Source organism: Acidobacteriota bacterium (assembly GCA_020845575.1).
Lineage (GTDB): Bacteria > Acidobacteriota > Vicinamibacteria > Vicinamibacterales > Vicinamibacteraceae > Luteitalea.
This window is the reverse complement of the sequence record JADLFL010000034.1, coordinates 54,072-70,584: the sequence shown is the minus strand read 5'-3', so window position 1 is coordinate 70,584 and position 16,513 is coordinate 54,072. Positions and strand designations below refer to the sequence as shown.

General features: G+C 67.9%; 18 protein-coding genes and 2 tRNA genes. 11 read left to right on the top strand and 9 right to left on the bottom strand.

Annotation, left to right across the window (positions count from 1 at the left end; genetic code table 11):
* The 3 genes from IT182_09580 to IT182_09570 all read right to left on the bottom strand — a co-directional run.
* A partial coding sequence (locus IT182_09580; GenBank protein MCC6163585.1) for an AAA family ATPase occupies positions 1–962 on the bottom strand: 962 nt, incomplete at its 3' end.
* A gap of 78 nt (positions 963–1,040) precedes the next feature.
* Complete coding sequence (locus IT182_09575; GenBank protein MCC6163584.1) at positions 1,041–2,009, bottom strand: J domain-containing protein; 969 nt, start codon at positions 2,007–2,009, stop codon at positions 1,041–1,043.
* A 9-nt stretch (positions 2,010–2,018) separates the two neighbouring features.
* Positions 2,019–2,387 carry a MerR family transcriptional regulator gene (locus IT182_09570; protein MCC6163583.1) on the bottom strand — a complete coding sequence of 123 codons (369 nt, stop codon included), beginning with the start codon at positions 2,385–2,387 and terminating at the stop codon, positions 2,019–2,021.
* A gap of 182 nt (positions 2,388–2,569) precedes the next feature.
* On the opposite strand from IT182_09570, the gene IT182_09565 reads away from it, so the two are divergent.
* Genes IT182_09565 through IT182_09555 form a run of 3 tightly spaced genes read left to right on the top strand, consistent with a single transcriptional unit; the run spans position 2,570 to position 4,752 of the window.
* Entirely contained in the window at positions 2,570–3,301 is a 732-nt protein-coding gene (locus IT182_09565) for a hypothetical protein (GenBank protein MCC6163582.1), read from the top strand.
* Positions 3,298–4,317 (top strand): ATP-grasp domain-containing protein, encoded by a 1,020-nt coding sequence (locus IT182_09560; GenBank protein MCC6163581.1) that lies wholly within the window; start codon positions 3,298–3,300, stop codon positions 4,315–4,317. The genes IT182_09565 and IT182_09560 overlap by 4 nt, the downstream gene beginning before the upstream one ends.
* 6 nt (positions 4,318–4,323) lie before the next feature.
* Positions 4,324–4,752 (top strand): BrxA/BrxB family bacilliredoxin, encoded by a 429-nt coding sequence (locus tag IT182_09555; protein MCC6163580.1) that lies wholly within the window; start codon positions 4,324–4,326, stop codon positions 4,750–4,752.
* Between the two features lie 98 nt (positions 4,753–4,850).
* On the opposite strand, the gene hemH is transcribed toward IT182_09555, so the two are convergent.
* Complete coding sequence (hemH, locus tag IT182_09550; protein ID MCC6163579.1) at positions 4,851–5,900, bottom strand: ferrochelatase; 1,050 nt, start codon at positions 5,898–5,900, stop codon at positions 4,851–4,853.
* A 16-nt stretch (positions 5,901–5,916) separates the two neighbouring features.
* Between hemH and surE the strand changes: the two genes are divergently transcribed.
* Positions 5,917–6,681, top strand: a complete 765-nt coding sequence (gene surE, locus IT182_09545; GenBank protein ID MCC6163578.1) for a 5'/3'-nucleotidase SurE — start codon at positions 5,917–5,919, stop codon at positions 6,679–6,681.
* On the opposite strand, the gene IT182_09540 is transcribed toward surE, so the two are convergent.
* Positions 6,669–6,851: a hypothetical protein gene (locus IT182_09540; protein ID MCC6163577.1), complete on the bottom strand. Its 183-nt coding sequence runs from the start codon at positions 6,849–6,851 to the stop codon at positions 6,669–6,671. The genes surE and IT182_09540 overlap by 13 nt on opposite strands.
* A 192-nt stretch (positions 6,852–7,043) precedes the next feature.
* Between IT182_09540 and IT182_09535 the strand changes: the two genes are divergently transcribed.
* A tRNA-Pro gene (locus IT182_09535) sits at positions 7,044–7,120 on the top strand.
* Positions 7,121–7,331: 211 nt separating this feature from the next.
* Positions 7,332–7,592 (top strand): hypothetical protein, encoded by a 261-nt coding sequence (locus IT182_09530; GenBank protein MCC6163576.1) that lies wholly within the window; start codon positions 7,332–7,334, stop codon positions 7,590–7,592.
* A gap of 13 nt (positions 7,593–7,605) precedes the next feature.
* Here IT182_09530 and IT182_09525 read toward each other — a convergent pair whose 3' ends face one another.
* The 3 genes from IT182_09525 to IT182_09515 form a co-directional block, all read right to left on the bottom strand.
* On the bottom strand, positions 7,606–8,604 hold the full coding sequence (locus tag IT182_09525) for an acetamidase/formamidase family protein (GenBank protein ID MCC6163575.1): 999 nt from the start codon (positions 8,602–8,604) through the stop codon (positions 7,606–7,608).
* Between the two features lie 20 nt (positions 8,605–8,624).
* On the bottom strand, positions 8,625–8,975 hold the full coding sequence (locus IT182_09520) for a hypothetical protein (protein ID MCC6163574.1): 351 nt from the start codon (positions 8,973–8,975) through the stop codon (positions 8,625–8,627).
* A 63-nt stretch (positions 8,976–9,038) separates the two neighbouring features.
* The gene (locus IT182_09515) at positions 9,039–10,361 is read right to left on the bottom strand and encodes a hypothetical protein (GenBank protein ID MCC6163573.1); all 1,323 of its coding nucleotides are present in this window, start codon (positions 10,359–10,361) and stop codon (positions 9,039–9,041) included.
* Between the two features lie 264 nt (positions 10,362–10,625).
* Here IT182_09515 and IT182_09510 point away from each other — a divergent pair, with 264 nt between their 5' ends.
* The 5 genes from IT182_09510 (at position 10,626) to IT182_09490 (ending at position 14,921) form a co-directional block, all read left to right on the top strand.
* Complete coding sequence (locus IT182_09510) at positions 10,626–11,153, top strand: adenine phosphoribosyltransferase (protein ID MCC6163572.1); 528 nt, start codon at positions 10,626–10,628, stop codon at positions 11,151–11,153.
* A 114-nt stretch (positions 11,154–11,267) separates the two neighbouring features.
* Positions 11,268–11,344 (top strand) — tRNA-Arg (locus IT182_09505).
* Between the two features lie 38 nt (positions 11,345–11,382).
* Positions 11,383–12,132, top strand: coding sequence for a tetratricopeptide repeat protein (locus tag IT182_09500; protein MCC6163571.1), 750 nt, complete (start codon positions 11,383–11,385; stop codon positions 12,130–12,132).
* A 4-nt stretch (positions 12,133–12,136) separates the two neighbouring features.
* On the top strand, positions 12,137–13,870 hold the full coding sequence (locus IT182_09495; GenBank protein ID MCC6163570.1) for a response regulator: 1,734 nt from the start codon (positions 12,137–12,139) through the stop codon (positions 13,868–13,870).
* 313 nt (positions 13,871–14,183) lie between these two features.
* The gene (locus tag IT182_09490) at positions 14,184–14,921 is read left to right on the top strand and encodes a hypothetical protein (GenBank protein ID MCC6163569.1); all 738 of its coding nucleotides are present in this window, start codon (positions 14,184–14,186) and stop codon (positions 14,919–14,921) included.
* Positions 14,922–14,924: 3 nt separating this feature from the next.
* Here the strand turns inward: IT182_09490 and IT182_09485 are convergent, their stop codons facing one another.
* Entirely contained in the window at positions 14,925–16,340 is a 1,416-nt protein-coding gene (locus IT182_09485) for a sigma-54-dependent Fis family transcriptional regulator (protein ID MCC6163568.1), read from the bottom strand.
* Positions 16,341–16,513: the final 173 nt, after the last annotated feature.

Genomic DNA, 16,513 nt, shown 5'->3' with positions numbered 1-16,513 from the left:
CGGTATTCGTCGAGCGTCGTCGCGCCGATGGTGTGCAGTTCACCGCGCGCCAGCATCGGCTTGAGCATGTTGGACGCGTCAAGGGAACCCTCCGACGCACCAGCGCCCACCACCGTGTGCAGTTCGTCGATGAACAGGACGATCTCGCCCTGCGAGTTGACGACCTCCTGCAGCACCGCCTTCAGCCGTTCCTCGAACTCGCCGCGATACTTCGCACCGGCCACGAGCGAGCCCATGTCGAGCGCGACGATGCGCTTGTCCTTGAGGCCTTCGGGCACGTCGCCGCGGATGATGCGCTGGGCGAGACCTTCGACGATCGCCGTCTTGCCGACGCCGGGTTCGCCGATGAGGACCGGGTTGTTCTTCGTGCGGCGTGAGAGCACCTGGATCACACGCCGGATCTCATCGTCTCGGCCGATGACGGGGTCCAGCTTGCCGTCGCGGGCCGCGGCCGTGAGATCGCGCCCGTACTTCTCGAGCGCTTCGTACTTGGCTTCGGGACTCTGGTCCGTGACGCGCTGTGTGCCGCGCACGGCGACGAGCGTCTCCAGGATCTTGTCGCGCGTGGCCCCCACGGCCTGGAACGCCTGTGCGGCGGGCGTGCGTCCGCCCTCGCCGGCGATGGCCAGCAGGAAGTGTTCGGTGCTCAGGTACTCGTCCTTGAGCTGTGCCGCTTCCTTCTCAGCGCCGTCGAACACCGCGCGCAGGCGCGGACCGACGCCCACGTCGCTGCCGCCATGGACCGTCGGGCGCTTCGCGAGATCGGCGTCGAGCGTCTTTGCCAGCGCCGCCGGGTCGATCTGCATCTTGCGCAGCACCGATGGAACGATACCGCCCTGCTGGGTCACCAGCGTGACGAGCAGGTGCTCGGGATCCACGTGCGAGTGATGGAGGCGCGTGGCGAGTTGCTGCGCGCCGACGACGGCCTCCTGGGCCTTTTCTGTCAGTCGATTCAGATTCATTGGTTCGTCCTCCCCGTTCGATGTCGAGTCGATGCGGTCAGGTGTACTGTCCAGACATCCGCCGAACGAGTCGGCTGCCTATGCGGGCTGCGTACGCAGGGCCGCCAGGGCTTCGTAGTGGCTGCGCTCTTCCGGTGTGAGCTCCGTGGGCACCTGGAGATCCAGGGTCACCAGCAGGTCGCCGCGTTGGCCGGACTTGCCGAGCACCGGCCGTCCATGGCCGCGGAGCCGGAGCACCGCGCCCGACCTGGTACCCGCCGGCACGCGCGCGCGAATGCGCGTGCCGACGAGCGGCATGACCTCGACTTCGCCGCCGAGCACGGCCGTCGGAATCGGGATCGACACGCGCGTGGCGAGGTCGTTGTCGCCGCGCGGTTCGAAGCGGGCATGGGGCGCGAGCCGCACGCGGAAGTAGACGTCGCCACCGCCCGATGCCGCGCGGACCTTCTGACCCTCGCGGATGCCGGCGGGGAAGCGCACTTCGAGCGAACGCTCGCCCTCGGGACCCGTGAGCGTGACGCGCCGCGTGGTGCCCGTGAACGCTTCTTCGAGGCTCACGGGCAGTTCGTGCTCGGGCGCCGCGGGCTGACGCCGTGCTCGCGCACGGGATCGACCACGCGGCTGGCCCTCGCCCTGTCCGCCGAAGAACGTCGTGAAGAAGTCGGAGAAGGGATTGGCGCCGCCGCCGCCCCCGAACATCTCCTGGAACTCCTCGGGCGTGACGCTGCGAGGGCCGCTCTGTCCGCCGAACGGATTGCCGCCGCCGAACGGGTTCCCGCCGCCGGCCGACGGGTCGTACCCCGCGCGCTGCGCCTGCTCGTAGGCCTTCCAGTTGGCGCCGAGTTCGTCGTACTTGCGACGCTTGTCTTCGTCGCCGAGCACCTCGTACGCCTCGTTGATCTCCTTGAACTTCGCCTCGGCGGCACTGTTACCGGCGTTCACGTCGGGGTGATGCTTGCGCGCCAGCCGTCGGAAGGCCTGCTTGATCTCCCTGGCGGACGCGGTCCGGGACACGCCGAGCGTGGCGTAGTAGTCACGAAACTCCATGCCGCCTCCTCAGAACCCGAGCCGCTCGCCCAGGCGATCCAGTTCCTGCACGAGCCGCCGCAGCGACGCACGTGAGCCATCGGCGCCATCGGCCAGCGGCCTGATGCGCTGGAGCACCTCCGCTACTTCGAGCAGGCGCTGAACGCCGGCGAGATTGACGCCCGCCTCGTCCACCAGGTGCTTGATGGCGCGCAGGCGCTGCAGTTCGTCGCGTGAATAGACGCGCATGCTGCCGAGGGTACGAGTGGGCCGCACGAGACCGAGGCGCTCGTACTTCCTGAGCGTCTGCGGGTGCATGCCGAGATGCCGGGCCGCCATGCTGATGAGGATGAATCCCTCGTCGGCGGGCGCCGGGACCCGCGAGCGATTGTCAGTCATTGACACGACACGAGTATAGAGATTGATACGATACATGTCAATGTAATGAGTCGCAGCGTCGCTATCCGGCACGGTGGGCCGTCCTGCGCTCGCCGTAGGCGGAGGTCCGGCGCATGACGCATACTGGACCTCGTGCGCTCGCCCCGGGCATCCCGTCCGGTACGAGTGGCCACCGAGGCACCGTGGATTTCGCTTTCTCAGATCTCCTGACCATTGGGCTGCTCGTCCTGCTCGAGGGCCTGCTGAGCGCCGACAACGCGCTCGTCCTCGCGATTCTGGTGCTCTCGCTCCCTCGCGAGCAGCAGCGCCAGGCGCTCCGCTACGGCATCCTCGGCGCCTTCGCGTTCCGCGCGCTCGCCACGCTCTTTGCGGCGTACATGATCGGACTCGCGTGGGTGAAGCTGGTGGGCGCGCTCTACCTGCTCTGGCTGCCCATTCAGCACTTCCGGGGTGGTGGGGGCGAGGATCGCAAGGCGATCAAACCGGCCACCAGCTGGCTCGGTCTCGGGGCGTTCTGGACCACGGTGATCAAGGTCGAACTGACCGACATCGTGTTCGCGATCGACTCGATTCTCGTGGCCGTGGCGATGTCGCCGAAGCTGTGGGTGATCATCACCGGCGGGCTGCTGGGCATCGTGGCGATGCGCCTGCTGATCGGACAGCTGCTCAGTGTGGTGCAGCGGTATCCGGCGCTCGTCGACGGCGCGTTCGTGATCATCGCGTGGGTGGGCATCAAGCTGCTCGTCGAGTACGGGCATCAGGTCGGCTACATCCACTTCGCCATCCCGAAGTGGCTCTCGCTCGGCCTCATCGTCGTCATCTTCGGCGGGTTCTATGCCTATGCCCGGATGCAGGGACCCGTCGATCTGCCCGACGATGACGCGACGGATTTGTTGAAGGAGACGACGAAGTGATCGACGTCCTCTACGAGCACCCGCGCTGGTTCGCGCGCCTCTTCGCGGCGCTGGACGAGCGCGGTGTGCCGTACAGGCGTGTCGACGCGGCATCGCTCCTGTTCGCACCGGACTGGCGTCACGACCCGGCGGCGCGGGCGGCGGCTCCGGATCTGCTGGTGAACAGGATGAGTCCGTCGGCGGATCGTCGCGGACATGGTCACGGCATCCTGCCGACGCTGCAGTACCTGGAGTCGATGGAGGCCGGTGGCGTGCGCGTGATCAACGGATCGCGGGCGTACGGCTTCGAGATTTCGAAGGCACGGCAGATGGCGCTGTTGGCCGACATGGGATTGCCGATCCCGAAGACGCGCGTGATCAACGACGCGAGCGTGGCGGTGGCGGCAACGGCAGGCTTGCGCTGGCCGGTGGTCGTCAAACCGAGCGTGGGTGGCAGCGGGGCGGGCGTCCGGCGCGTGGATAGCGAGCGCGAGCTGCGGGAGGCTGTCGAGACGGGGCAGCTGGACTTCGGCGTCGATCGCCTTGCGCTGGTGCAGGAGTTCATCCCGGCGCGCGACAACCACATCACGCGTGTGGAAGTGCTCGACGGGCGATACCTGTACGCGATTCACGTGCCCGTGACGGGGCAGAGCTTCAACCTGTGTCCCGCCGATCACTGCGAGTTGCCACCGCCTGGCTCCGCGGCGGCTGCGAGCGCTGATGTCGCCAGTGGCGCCGTTGCGCTCGGTGGCAACTGCGTGGTCGAGCCGCCCGCGCCGGCACGCCGCTTCGTGCAGGCGCATCCGCCCGCCGACATCGTCGATGTCGTCGTGCGCATGACCACGGCTGCCGGAATCGAGGTCGGTGGTGTGGAGTACGTCATCGACGATCGCGACGGCCAGCCGTACTTCTACGATCTCAACGCGTTGTCGAACTTCGTTGTCGATGCCCCGACCGTGATCGGTTTCGATCCGTGGGTGCCGTTCGTGGACTTCCTCGTCGCCGCGCACGACGCGGCGCGTTCCTCCAAGGAGTGAGTACAGATGCCGTATCCCGAATTTCTCGTTGCCCCGATGCGTGAAGAACTCACAGACGTCGGCTTCACCGAACTGCGGACCGCTGCCGACGTGGACGGCGCGCTGACCAGCCAGGGCACCACGCTCGTCGTGGTGAACTCGGTGTGTGGATGCGCGGCCGGCAAGGCGCGCCCGGGTATCGCGCGCGCCATGCAGCACGCCACGCGTCCCGATCGGGCGGTGACGGTGTTTGCCGGCGCCGACATCGAGGCCACCGAGCGTGCGCGCGGCTATTTCACCGGCTATCCGCCCTCGTCGCCGTCGGCGGCCATTCTTCGCGATGGCAAGCTGGTCTACATGATGGAGCGCCACCAGATCGAGGGCAACACCGCCGACGGCATCGCCGCGGCACTGACCGCCGCCTTCGACAAGCACTGCGCCACGCAGAACGCGTAGTCGTCGGACTCCTGCCCGTAGGGACCGGACGCTCTACTCGTAGCTGCCGGACTTGTCCGGCAGTCAGTGATGGCCGTCCGCCGTATGAAATCCGGCGGCTACGTGTGCGGTGAGTGATGCCGTTCCACGGCTGGCGTCACGGGCGGCGGGAGTTCCCTCGCGTTCGGGTGTTCCGGATGCACGAGCGTGAGGGGAATGCCGTGTGCGTAGCGGGTCCACGTGCGCGCGACGGCGTCGGCGAGCGTGCCCACGAACGCGGGATGGGCGTTCACCGATGATGCACGCGCCATCGGCAGGCCGAGGGCGTCGCACGTCTCGCGCGCCTCGTGATCGAGGTCGTAGAGCACCTCGATGTGATCGCACACGAAGCCGATCGGGCTGAGGACCACGCTGGTGAGTCTTCCCGCGGCGTGTTCGTCGCGCAGGTAGTCGTTGACGTCGGGTTCGAGCCAGGGATCTTCCGGACGCCCGCTGCGGCTCTGGAAGACGAGGCCCCAGTCGTCGACGCCGAGACGCGTGGCTGCGGCGGCTGCCGACTCTCGCAGTTGCGCGTGATAGGTCTGCGCACCTGGCATGCTCGTCGGCACGCTGTGCGCCGTGAACACGAGCCGCGCCGTGGCCTGGTGAGCGGAAGGCAACATGGCGCGTGCTGCGCGTGCGTGATCGACCACCGCCGTGAGGAAGCCCTCGTCCACATGCCAGTCGTCGACGTACGTCACGTCGACGGGACGATGGCCGGCTGCGGCGACGGTTTCGCGCGCCTGCATGACGTTGTCGCGATACTGTCCGCAGCTCGAGTAGGAGCGATGCGCGGCGGCCAGGACACCGATGGCGCGTGTGACGCCATCGCGAGCCATGCGCGCGAGGACGTCCGGCAGCAGCGGCGACCAGTTGCGCATGCCCACGTACACTGGCAGCGGCAGTCCGCGTACCGCGAGCGCTTCGCGCAGTCCGTCGGCCTGTGCTTCGGTGGACGCCGTGAGCGGAGAGACGCCGCCGAACAACTCGTAATGATGCGCCACCTCCTCGATCCGCTCCGCGGGGATCCGGCGGCCACGCAGCACGTTGGCCAGGAACGGACGGATGTCGTCGGGCCCCTGCGGACCGCCGAACGACACGAGCAGAACGGCATCGAACGGTGCGCGCATGCTCCCAGGATGATAGATGCGTACGATTCTTCTTACAAACGATGACGGCGTCGAATCGGAGGGGCTTCACGTCCTCGCCGCGGCGCTCGCACCGCTCGGGCGCGTTGTGGTCTGCGCGCCGGTGGGTGAAGCCAGTGCCATCGGGCACGCGCTCACGCTGTCGCGCCCGTTGCGACTGCGCGAAATCGAGCCTGACGTCCACGCCGTGGATGGCACACCCGCCGACTGCGTCAACATCGCCATCGCCGACGTCCTCGGCGGACGACTGCCGGACCTCCTCGTCTCGGGCATCAACAAGGGCTGGAACGTTGGCGACGATGTGACGTACTCGGGCACGGTGGGTGGCGCGCTCGAAGGCCTGTTGCTCGGCGTGCCGGCCATCGCGGTGTCGCTGCAGCGCAGCGACGACTACGACTTCACGCACGCGGCTGCCGCCGGCGCCGACGTGGCGCGCGGCGTGTTCGAGCAGGGACTGCCTTCGCGTGTGTTGTTGAACGTGAACGTCCCGCGGGGCGTGCCTGGCGGGTGGGCGACGACGGTGCAGGCGTCGCGGACGCATACGACGAGCGTCATGCGGCGGACCGATCCATGGGGACGCCCGTACTTCTGGTTCGACGAGGGCCGGTTCATCTGGGCCGAGCAGGACGGCACCGACTACGAGGCCGTCCGCAGCGGTCTCATCTCGGTGACGCCGCTCCATGCGGACCTCACCGCGCACGCCGCGCTCGCCGCGACCGGCGCGCTCGTGGCGCGGGTCACGCAGGGCACTCAGGCGCGGTAGTTCACGTGCTGGCCCTTGCCCGAGGCCGCCGCGGCTTCGATGAGGCGCACCATCGCCTCGCCGTCGCGCCGCGTCTCGGTGAGTGCCTTGCCGATGGCTACCGTCGTCCGGTCCACGCGCGCGGATGGGCTGTCGTGGCCAACGCTGCCGACAGAGAGAATCGCGGTCATACGGACCCAATCGGCGGGCCGGTGGGGAACATGAATCGGGATTCAGAGTCCGGCAACCGGCAAGCCGGCACCGGGCAACCGGTTGGCCAGCGCCAACTGGTTGTTGGCTCCAACTCGGTCCGTACGCCTCGAGCCGCGAACTGCCTGTCGCTTGCGGCCGCGCGGTGTCCCGTTGTAGACTCGGCGGGTTGTCGGGGCGTGGCTCAGCCTGGTAGAGCGCTCGGTTCGGGACCGAGAGGTCGGAGGTTCGAATCCTCTCGCCCCGACCAACGGACAGCAAGCCGCTTGCGGACTTGCGATGGATTTCAGAAGGGGCGCTTCTCCGGAAGCGCCCCTTTGCGTTCATGGGCGTCGCCGGACATCGTTCTCGCCAGGCGGCGGCGTCCTCGCCGACGTCACGGCGTCGGGGAAGGTGTTGAGCGTGCTCGAGGAGTCGGGTGAGTACTGGACGTATGGTGTCCAGCCCGGAGCGCTGGCGGCGTGGGCACGCCGACGGACGACGCTCACAAAGCCTCCCATCGTGCGTTTCGCGATGTGCTCGTCGATGTCGCCTGCGGGCTCGTCGCGGCGTTCGCCGTCACGCGGGTGATGATGTCGCGGCTGTTCGGCGTGAGCGCCATCGATGAGCTCTCGTACGGCGCAGGCGTGCTCGTGCTGCTGGCCGCCGCGGCGCTCGGCAGTGTCATCCCCACGGCGCGCGCCACGCGAACGTCGCTGGCCAGCGTGCTGCGCGCGGAGTAGGACACGAGCGCACCTACGGTGCTCGCCGCACGCGTGGTGGCAGGGCCGACTTCGGGAACTTCGCGACGACCGTGTAGTTCGGATCGACGACGTTGGCCACGCGGGCGGTGCCTGCCTGTGAGAGGACCTGATAGGCCTCCATCTTCTCGAAGCCGTAGTCGTCGATGAGCCACTGAATCATTTCGACGTGCGCAATCCGGAAGGCGTCGATGAGCGGCCGCACGCTGCCGGCCACCATGATGTGCGTCTCGTCCTCGATACGCGGCCAGGCGATGCGCTGGCCCTTGATCACATCGAACGCCAGCGTCACGTCCATCGTCGTCTCGAGGCCCGACCCGACGATCTCGCCATCGCCCTGGAGCGCGTGGCCGTCGCCGTAGTAGAAGTACCCGCCGTCGTGGAACACGGGCAGATACACGGTCGTGCCTTCGCGGATGTCCGACGTGTCCATGTTGCCGCCGAAGTTGCCCGGCCACAGTCCGCCGAACGCTTCCTGGCCTGCGGGCGCAACGGCAACCCGCCCCAGCATCGGGCTCAGGGGCAACTCGATCCGCTTGCTCGCCGAATTGGGCAGGTCGAGGATGCCGACATTGCGCTGCCTGTCCAGTTGCCACACGAAACGACGCGCGGGTAGCGGCTCGTTCAGCACGCGCGTACGCGAGTCGCCCGCCACGCCGCTGATCCCCATCGGCGAGACGGAGGAGACGGCCGTATCGCGATTCGGACGCAGGCGCACGATCTTCACGACCAGCGTGTCGTTGGTCGTGAGTCCCTCGATGAGGAACGGTCCGACGTCGCCCGGCCATGGCCCGCCCGGGCGCTCGTAGTAGTCGCCCGGCTTCGAGAACGTGCGCGTCTCGACGATGTCGCCCGGTTTGATGCGGAGGATGGGCTCCCGCACGGCGAACGTCGAGACGCCGACCGTCGGCGTGAACTTGTGGACCTCTGCCCGTACGGCAGCCGCGAACAGGCAGGGGAGGGCGACAGCCAGCAGACACACTGATGCACGCATGGCGTCGGATCGTAACGCGGTCAACGACGCGAGACCATATCCCGCGCCAGCAGGCCGGCTCCCCATGTGGCGACGGTGGGCGCACCGTAGATGACAAGAGCCATGGGCGCCAGGGTGCCTGCGCTGAGCGACCAGGCGATCCACGCCAGTAACGGCACGAGGGCGGCGAGACGATACGGCCAGCCAGACAGGCGAGGTGCGACCGCCGCACCGGCCGCCACCAACAGGATCCACAGGACCGCCCACTGGCGCAGGGAAACGCCGTCCTGCCAGACGCCGGGGGAGACCTCGACGCCCGTCCACTGCGCGCCCAACACCACGCGCCCGGCCGTCCAGACTGCCACCGCCACTCCCACGGTCCACATCGCCATCGGTGTGCTCCCTTGAAGGCCGGCCCCGGTGCGCGATGGCTCCGGGGCCGGGAGATCTGTACGTCAATGGGCCAGACAGTTCATGCAGTCGACGGGACAGAAGCCGCCTGCCACGGACGTGCAGCCGCCACCGGGGCCGCCGGCCCCACCACCTCCGTTGCCGCCGTCGGCGCCCCCGCCGCAGTAGTACGGGTTGGAGAGCGTGCAGAAGCAGTGCACCACGGTCACGTTGCATCGCTGGCACGACCAGCTCCCTGCGAAGGGCCACCACCAGCTGTTCGAGTTGCAGCCGTTGGCTTCGTAGCAGAGATCGTGGCGATCGCAGCAGGCCCTGAACACCGTTCCGTCGAGCCAGTGCAGGTTGTCGCAGCCGGGCTCGTTCATCAGTGCGCCCCTCAGATAGCCCCACGACCGCGGCAGCAGACGATCGAGCAGCGGCACGTCCGTCGCACGTGCTGCAACGTCTGCCGCGCCCATCAGTGTCAGGGCGGGCATCGGCGCAACGGCGCGGGCCAGTTGCGCGAGCGGCGCACCGATCGTGGGCCTGTCGAACACACCGCGCATCATCATGGCCAGGGGGTCGGCTGGTTCAAGACTCCTGGCCTGCTGCGTCGCGAACTGGAACGCCTGCACGTTCGCCCACGCCATCGTGGGTGTGAACGTCCATCCTTCGGGCAACCGGTCGGGCATGATCACGCCCTGACTCCCGCCTTCGATCTTCCAGGTGAGCACCTGCGCGCTCTCGAACCAGCGCACGAATCCCTTCTTCGCTCCCGTCTGCGGATCCACGATCGTGGCGGTCCATTTGGAAGCGTGCGTTCGCCGCGCCGACTTCTCGGGGCGTGCATGGCGATCCAGTTCCGCACGGATCACCAGCCCGGGAAACTCCGTCTCGACCCGCTCGACGCGCGCGGCGAGTTGTCCCGCCGATCGCCCCGCGCGCGCGAGCGCGCGACGACTCCGCCTGACGTGCCCATCCCACGCGCCGTTCGCGCCGGCGATGTCGTTGGTCTCTCCCTCATCATTGGCCTCATCGTCTTGCAGCGCGTGAACCTGATGAGCGGCCCAGTCGAGGCTCACCGTCGCCTGGTTCGGTAGATCGAAATCCACAGGGCCGCGCCCGGGGCGCGCGCCCTGCCAGCGCGCGCGCCGGCCATCGGCGCCGACATGCAGGCGACCGCGCACGTCGCCTCTGCGAGAGCGCACCACCGCCTCGATGCGGCGGTCGCCCCCACGCCTGACGTCGACGATGACGTCGGGGAACGTGGTGGTGACCCGCGTGGCACGCGCTTCGAGCGCGTGGAACGTGTGACCCATGTTGACGCTCTGCGCGGCAGCCACGCCGGGCAGCAGTGCGAGTACGGCGGCCGCGGCCGCCTTCGACATCCGACACATTGGACGCCTCCTTCCCCGAGGGCGCTCGCCACTCGGGAGATGGAGCGGGCCAACCTCCCGACGTCCGTCATGCCCTTACGCAATTGCCGCGCCATGACGCCACCGCCGCACTCATTCAGCGCAGTCACGCGCGCACGAGCGGCACGTTGCAGAAACTGCAAACCCGGTGTTCTCCGACAGCGCAGGAATTGCTACGATCACGTCTTTGCCGCCGAGTTGGTCACACGCGACGGCCCCACGGAAGGACCGATTCAGATGACCACACAGCTGCTCCAGAGCAAGATTCGTCACGTCCCTGACTTTCCGAAACCGGGAATTCTCTTCTACGACATCACCACGTTGCTGCGCGATGCCGAGGGGCTGCGCCTCTCGCTCGATGCGATGGGGCAGCCGTATCACGACGCCGGTGTCGATCTGGTGGTCGGGATGGAGAGCCGCGGCTTCATCTTCGGCGCGGCGCTGGCAGACCGTCTGCAGGCCGGGTTCGTGCCGGTGCGAAAGCCGGGGAAGTTGCCCGCCAAGTCGGTAGGCGTGTCGTATGCGCTCGAGTACGGTACCGACACGCTGGAGGTCCACGCCGACGCCATCACGCCCGGGCAGCGCGTCCTCATCGTCGACGACCTGCTCGCGACGGGGGGGACGGCGGCGGCGACGATCCAACTCGTGTCGGGGCTCGGCGGAGACATCGTGGGCTGCGCCTTCCTCGTGGAACTCACCTTCCTCGATGGCCGCGCGCGACTCGGGACCGTGCCCGTCCACGCCGTGATGCAGTACGACGCGTAACCGACCGTCTGGTCAGTGATGCCTTGCTCCGGCGTGGTGCCACGGTGCATCATGGCGGATGCTCCTGCAGCACGGAGGTCCATCAGAGGGATGGGCACCCTGGTTGCGGCGCGTGAGCGTGTAGCTCAGATGGATAGAGCGGCCGCCTCCTAAGCGGCAGGTCCCCGGTTCGACTCCGGGCACGCTCACCATCGGTCCCAGCGGGGGAGCCCCGGGGCCGGACAATGCCATGGACAAAGCTGAACGTGAGTTCTTGAAGCACAACGAAGCGGCAGACGCCCTGGGGACGCTGGGTGTGCTCCTGGCCGAGCACGGGCGCACCATCGCGCTGGGGACGGTCGCCGTCCTGCTGCTCGTAGGGGGATTCTTCGGGTATCGGGCCTTCACGGCCAGGACCGAAGAGCGGGCGCAGACGCAGCTGGCCGCCGCGCTCGAGGTCATGAGTGCCCCGCTCGGCAGCGCGATCGACCTGACGGCCGCGGCGCCGCCGTCGACCGAGACGTATCCGACAGCCCTCGCGCGTGCCGACGCTGCCCTGAAGCAACTGCTTGCCACCGCCGACGCGTACGCGCGCACCGACGCCGGGCTGCGGGCCCGCTACTACGCGGCGTCGCTCTACGCGGAGACCGACCGTCCGCAGGAGGCGGCCACGGCCTTCACGCAGGTGCGTGATCAGGCAGGGGCCCCGACGTTGCTCGGACGGATGGCCGCCCTCGGACTCGCCAGCATGCAGGTGCGCCAGCAGCAGTTCGATCCTGCGATCGCCCTGCTGCAGGAACTCTCGCAGCGCCGCGACGGCCCGCTGCCGACAGACGCCGTACTGGTCCAGCTCGCCGATGCCTATCAGGCCGCTGGTCGTGCGGCGGAGGCCGCTCAGACGCTCCAGCGCGTGGTCGACGAGTTCCCACAGAGTCCCTACGCCGCCGACGCGCGCCAGCGCGTCGAGGCGCTGCAGGCCACGACGTCAAAGGCCTCCTGATCCCGTGAATCCCGCGCGTGCGCTCCAGACGGTTGCCGATCTCGGGGCACGCGCGTTGTCGTCCGCGCCCCTGAGCGACCTGCTCGAGGCGGGCATGCGCGCGGCGCGCGAGGTCACGCAGGCCGAGCACGCGGTCTTCTTCGAACGTTCTCCGGGTGGCGATGCGCTGCTGATGCGCGCCGGCGTCGGCTGGCGGGCTGGCGTCATCAACAGGATGTCGCTCAGCACGGGGCCTGGTTCGTTCGGCAGGTACATCCTTCAGCAACCCACGCGGCTGGTCGACGCGTTGCCCTCGCACCCGGAGTTCGGCCTGCCGGCCGTGCTGCGCGATCACGGCGTCGAGTCGATGGCGTGCGTGCGCCTCGACGGCATCGGCCACCCCCTCGGAGTGATCGCCGTCCTGAACCTCACTGACGGGCTCCCCAGCACTGAACACCTGACGTTCCTCCAGGCGCTCGGCAACATCCTGGCCACGGCGATCCTCAGGCAGGTCACCGAAGAGGGGCTCCTCCAGAGCCAGATCCGCCTCCAGAGCGTGCAGAAGATGGAGGCCATCGGCCGGCTGGCCGGCGGCATCGCGCACGACTTCAACAACCTCGTGCAGGCGATCGGCGGGTACACGGAAATCCTGCTGCGAGAGATTCCCAAGGACGATCCGCTGCGCCGCAACGCGGAGGAGATCCACAAGGCCGGCGATCGGGCGGCGGCTCTCACGCGACAACTGCTCGCGTTCAGCCGCCAGCAGGTGTTGCAGCCGTCACTGCTGGACGTCAACCACGTGGTGCTCCACGTGGAGCAGTTGCTCGGACGCCTGATCGGCGAGGACGTCGAGTTGCGGACGTATCTGGCCGATGATCTCTGGCCCGTCAAGGCCGATCCGGTCCAGCTCGAGCAGGTGCTCATGAACCTGGCCGTCAACGCGCGTGATGCCATGCGTGATGGCGGCCTGCTCACCATCGAGACGGCCAACGTCGAGTTGACCCGCTCGGTGGACGGCGAGCCGTTCTTCGTGGTTGCGGGCCCCTACGTGCTGGTGGCCGTGACCGATACGGGCACCGGCATGAACGCCGAGACCAAGGCCCGCGCGTTCGAGCCGTTCTTCACCACCAAGCCACCCGGTCAGGGCACCGGGCTCGGGCTGTCGATGGTGTACGGCATCGTCAAGCAGAGCGGCGGCTACATCTGGGTGGACAGTGAGCTCGGCGCCGGTACGCGCATCAGGATCTACCTGCCGCGCGCCGACGAGCAGTTGCTGCCCTTGTTCGACGCAGAGCCCGTGACTCAGGCAGAGGCTGGCGTCATTGCCGCGGCCCCTGCCGATCCACCCGTTCTGCCACCGTCGCAGACGACGCTGCTGCTCGTCGAGGACGAGGTCGGCGTGCGTGAGTTGATTCACGAATGGCTCGCCGGCCACGACTACATCGTGCATTCGGCCGACGATGGGCAGCAGGCGCTGGCGGTGGCCGAGACGTTGCCGACAATCGACCTGCTGATCGCCGATGTCGTGATGCCGACCATGGGCGGACCGGCGCTGGCCAAGCGCCTCCTGCAGCAGCGGCCCGACCTGAAGGTGATCTTCGTATCGGGATACGCCGACGAGGCCATCGGCGATCGTCGCATGCTCGACAACGGCGCGAGCTTCCTGCAGAAGCCCTTCACGCTCGAAGGTCTGCTCGCGAAGGTCAGACAGGTTCTCGGGGATCGCCCGTCTGGCCGAGGCTCTGACGTGCCGCGCTGAACACGGCAGGCGCCATCACGTCCGTCGTCTCGAACCAGGCGTCATCAAGGTCCAGATAGGGGCAGACACCGTCGTCAAGCACGCGGTCGCCAGCCGCCGTGCAGCCGAATCCGTACCTGTGACTCGGGAGACTGGTGGCGTCGCAGACGGCTGCGGCATGCAGGTCTGGCGCATCGTCGGCACCATCGCGCGTACAGCGCGGAATTCGCCATGCCCGGCACGCGCGTGGCGAGCACGGGTTCGGTGCTGACCACATCCAATCGGCTCGCCGGGCTGCGGCTTGAGGTAGTATGGGCGGCCGACAAGGAGCGTTGTGTCCACTTCCGATCCGCCGTCCCTGGCCCGCGAAGGGCCGGGTTCTCCCGCTCGCGACCTGAGCCCCGCAGACATCGTCCTTGCCAACCGGCTGATCACGTTGGAAGTCGTGCTGCCCAATGTGACGCACGAGATCAACAACGCGCTTCAGGTGATCGGCGGTCTCGGCGAGATCATCGCGTCGCGACCGGGCATCTCGGACGATGTGGCCCACAAGCTGCAGCGGATTCACGGGCAGGCCGTGCGGTGTTCCGGCCTGTTGCGGGAGCTGATGAACTACGCGCGGCGCGATGAGGCCTCACCGGCAACCGACGTGCCCAAGAGCATCGAGCGCGCGCTGAATCTCCGGCGGTATCACCTGGCCCGGGCTCGTGTGGCGGTCCACGTCGAGCCGACCACCGAGGATGCGGCCACGGCGCGCATGGACTCGCAGCATTTCGAGCAGGTGCTGGTCAATCTGGTGTTGAACGCCGAGCAGGCGGTGAGCGGACGGCCCGAACCCACTGTCCGCATTGCCTACGGACGTCACGGCGACCTGCTGGTGCTCACCGTCGCCGACACGGGGGCAGGGATCGACCTGTCACGTCATGAGGAGTATTTCCGCCCGTTCATGACCACGCGGGACGGCGCGGTCGGCCTCGGATTGACGGCCGCGCGCGCACTCGCGCACGTCAATGGCGGCAGTCTGCGATTCGTGAGCCCGAACGTCGCCGAACTTCGCGTTCCCGCCCGCTGACGGCTACGCCGTGGCAGAGACGTCTTCGGCCGGCGTGGCGACGTTCAGACGATTCAGCTTGTCGATGAGCGTGGTGCGACTGAGCTGAAGCAGGCGAGCGGCCTGGCGCTTGTTGCCACCGGTCTTCTCGAGGCAGCGCACGATGAGTTCGCGTTCGAGCTGCGACACGACCTGCGTGAAGTTGATGCCCTCATCGGGAATCGCCACGCTCGGCATCATCAGGGACGCGGCCGGGGCGGAGACATCCTCGGGCAGCGCGCGCGCCTGAACCTCCGAATCCTGCCCGGTCATCGCCACCGCGTGCTCGACGGCGTTCTCCAGTTGGCGGATGTTGCCCGGCCAGCTGTAGTTCATGAGCGCCCGCATCGCGTCCTGCGTGAGGGTGCGCGGCGGCAGGTTGTTGTTGCGGCAGGACTTCTGCACGAAGTGGCGAGCCAGCAGCGGAATGTCTTCCTTCCTGTCGCGCAGGGGCGGCAGGGTGATGGGGATGACGTGCAGCCGGTAGTACAGGTCCTCGCGGAACGTCCCGTCCTTCACCATCTTCTTGAGGTCGAGATTGCTCGCCGCGACGATCCGGGCGTCGAACTTGATCGACCGGCTCTCGCCGACGCGCTCGATTTCCTTCTCCTGCAGCGCACGCAGCAGCTTGGCCTGCATCGGTAGCGTCATCAGCGCGACTTCGTCGATGAACAGCGTGCCGCGATGCGCGAGCTCGAAACGGCCAATCCGGGCCTGCACCGCTCCCGTGAACGCACCTTTGGCGTGACCGAAGAGCTCGGCCTCGGCCAGCGGCTCGGGAATCGCTGCCGCGTTGAACGCAACGAAGCGCTGGTCCGCCCGCGGACTGTTGTGGTGGATCGTCCGCGCGATGAGTTCCTTGCCGGTCCCCGTCTCACCCTGGATGAGGACCGTGCTGTTCATGGGTGCCACGAGCTCGAGCGTGGAGAAGACCTGCCGCATCGCCGAGCTGTGGCCGATGACACTGTCGAACCTGTAGCGATCGCGCAACTGGGCGCGCAGATCCGCGTTCTCCTCGCGCAGTCGGCGCTGTTCGAGCGCGGTGGCCAGGACGCGGGCGAGCTGGGACAACTGGAACGGCTTGATCAGGAAGTCGATGGCCCCGCGGCGCATGGCCGACACCGCCTCGGTGACTCCACCGAATCCGGTGACCATCACGGGCAGGATATCGGGGTAGCGGGAGACGGCGGCGTCGAGCACGTCCAGACCGTCGGCGTCGGGCAGTCGGAGGTCGATGACGATGGCGTCGTACGCGAAGCCCTTGAGCCGCTCGAGCGCATCGGCGCCGTCTGGGCTCTGGGCGACGATGAACCCCTGCTCGGTGAGCGACTCTGCGATGGTCTGGCGAAGCTCGGCTTCGTCTTCGACCACGAGGACGGACGGCTGCGGACGAGTGCTCACTGAGGCCTCCGGGCGGAAGACGCCAACACGCGCGGCGACGACAGTTGCGGCAGGGAGCGTCTCGCGGACTGTCGAGAGACGAAGTATCGAACCGAGGTGTCGTACATGTCAAACACGATTGTCGGTCGTCCGACACCTGGACTTTATGATCGCGCCGCGTCGGTCGATGAGTC

Coding starts and splice junctions, on each gene's coding strand:
- IT182_09575 (MCC6163584.1), bottom strand. CDS start 2,009: ATGGAGTTTCGTGACTACTACGCCACGCTCGGCGTGTCCCGGACCGCG.
- IT182_09570 (MCC6163583.1), bottom strand. CDS start 2,387: ATGACTGACAATCGCTCGCGGGTCCCGGCGCCCGCCGACGAGGGATTC.
- IT182_09555 (MCC6163580.1), top strand. CDS start 4,324: ATGCCGTATCCCGAATTTCTCGTTGCCCCGATGCGTGAAGAACTCACA.
- hemH (MCC6163579.1), bottom strand. CDS start 5,900: ATGCGCGCACCGTTCGATGCCGTTCTGCTCGTGTCGTTCGGCGGTCCG.
- surE (MCC6163578.1), top strand. CDS start 5,917: ATGCGTACGATTCTTCTTACAAACGATGACGGCGTCGAATCGGAGGGG.
- IT182_09540 (MCC6163577.1), bottom strand. CDS start 6,851: ATGACCGCGATTCTCTCTGTCGGCAGCGTTGGCCACGACAGCCCATCC.
- IT182_09525 (MCC6163575.1), bottom strand. CDS start 8,604: ATGCGTGCATCAGTGTGTCTGCTGGCTGTCGCCCTCCCCTGCCTGTTC.
- IT182_09520 (MCC6163574.1), bottom strand. CDS start 8,975: ATGGCGATGTGGACCGTGGGAGTGGCGGTGGCAGTCTGGACGGCCGGG.
- IT182_09515 (MCC6163573.1), bottom strand. CDS start 10,361: ATGTCGAAGGCGGCCGCGGCCGCCGTACTCGCACTGCTGCCCGGCGTG.
- IT182_09510 (MCC6163572.1), top strand. CDS start 10,626: ATGACCACACAGCTGCTCCAGAGCAAGATTCGTCACGTCCCTGACTTT.
- IT182_09500 (MCC6163571.1), top strand. CDS start 11,383: ATGGACAAAGCTGAACGTGAGTTCTTGAAGCACAACGAAGCGGCAGAC.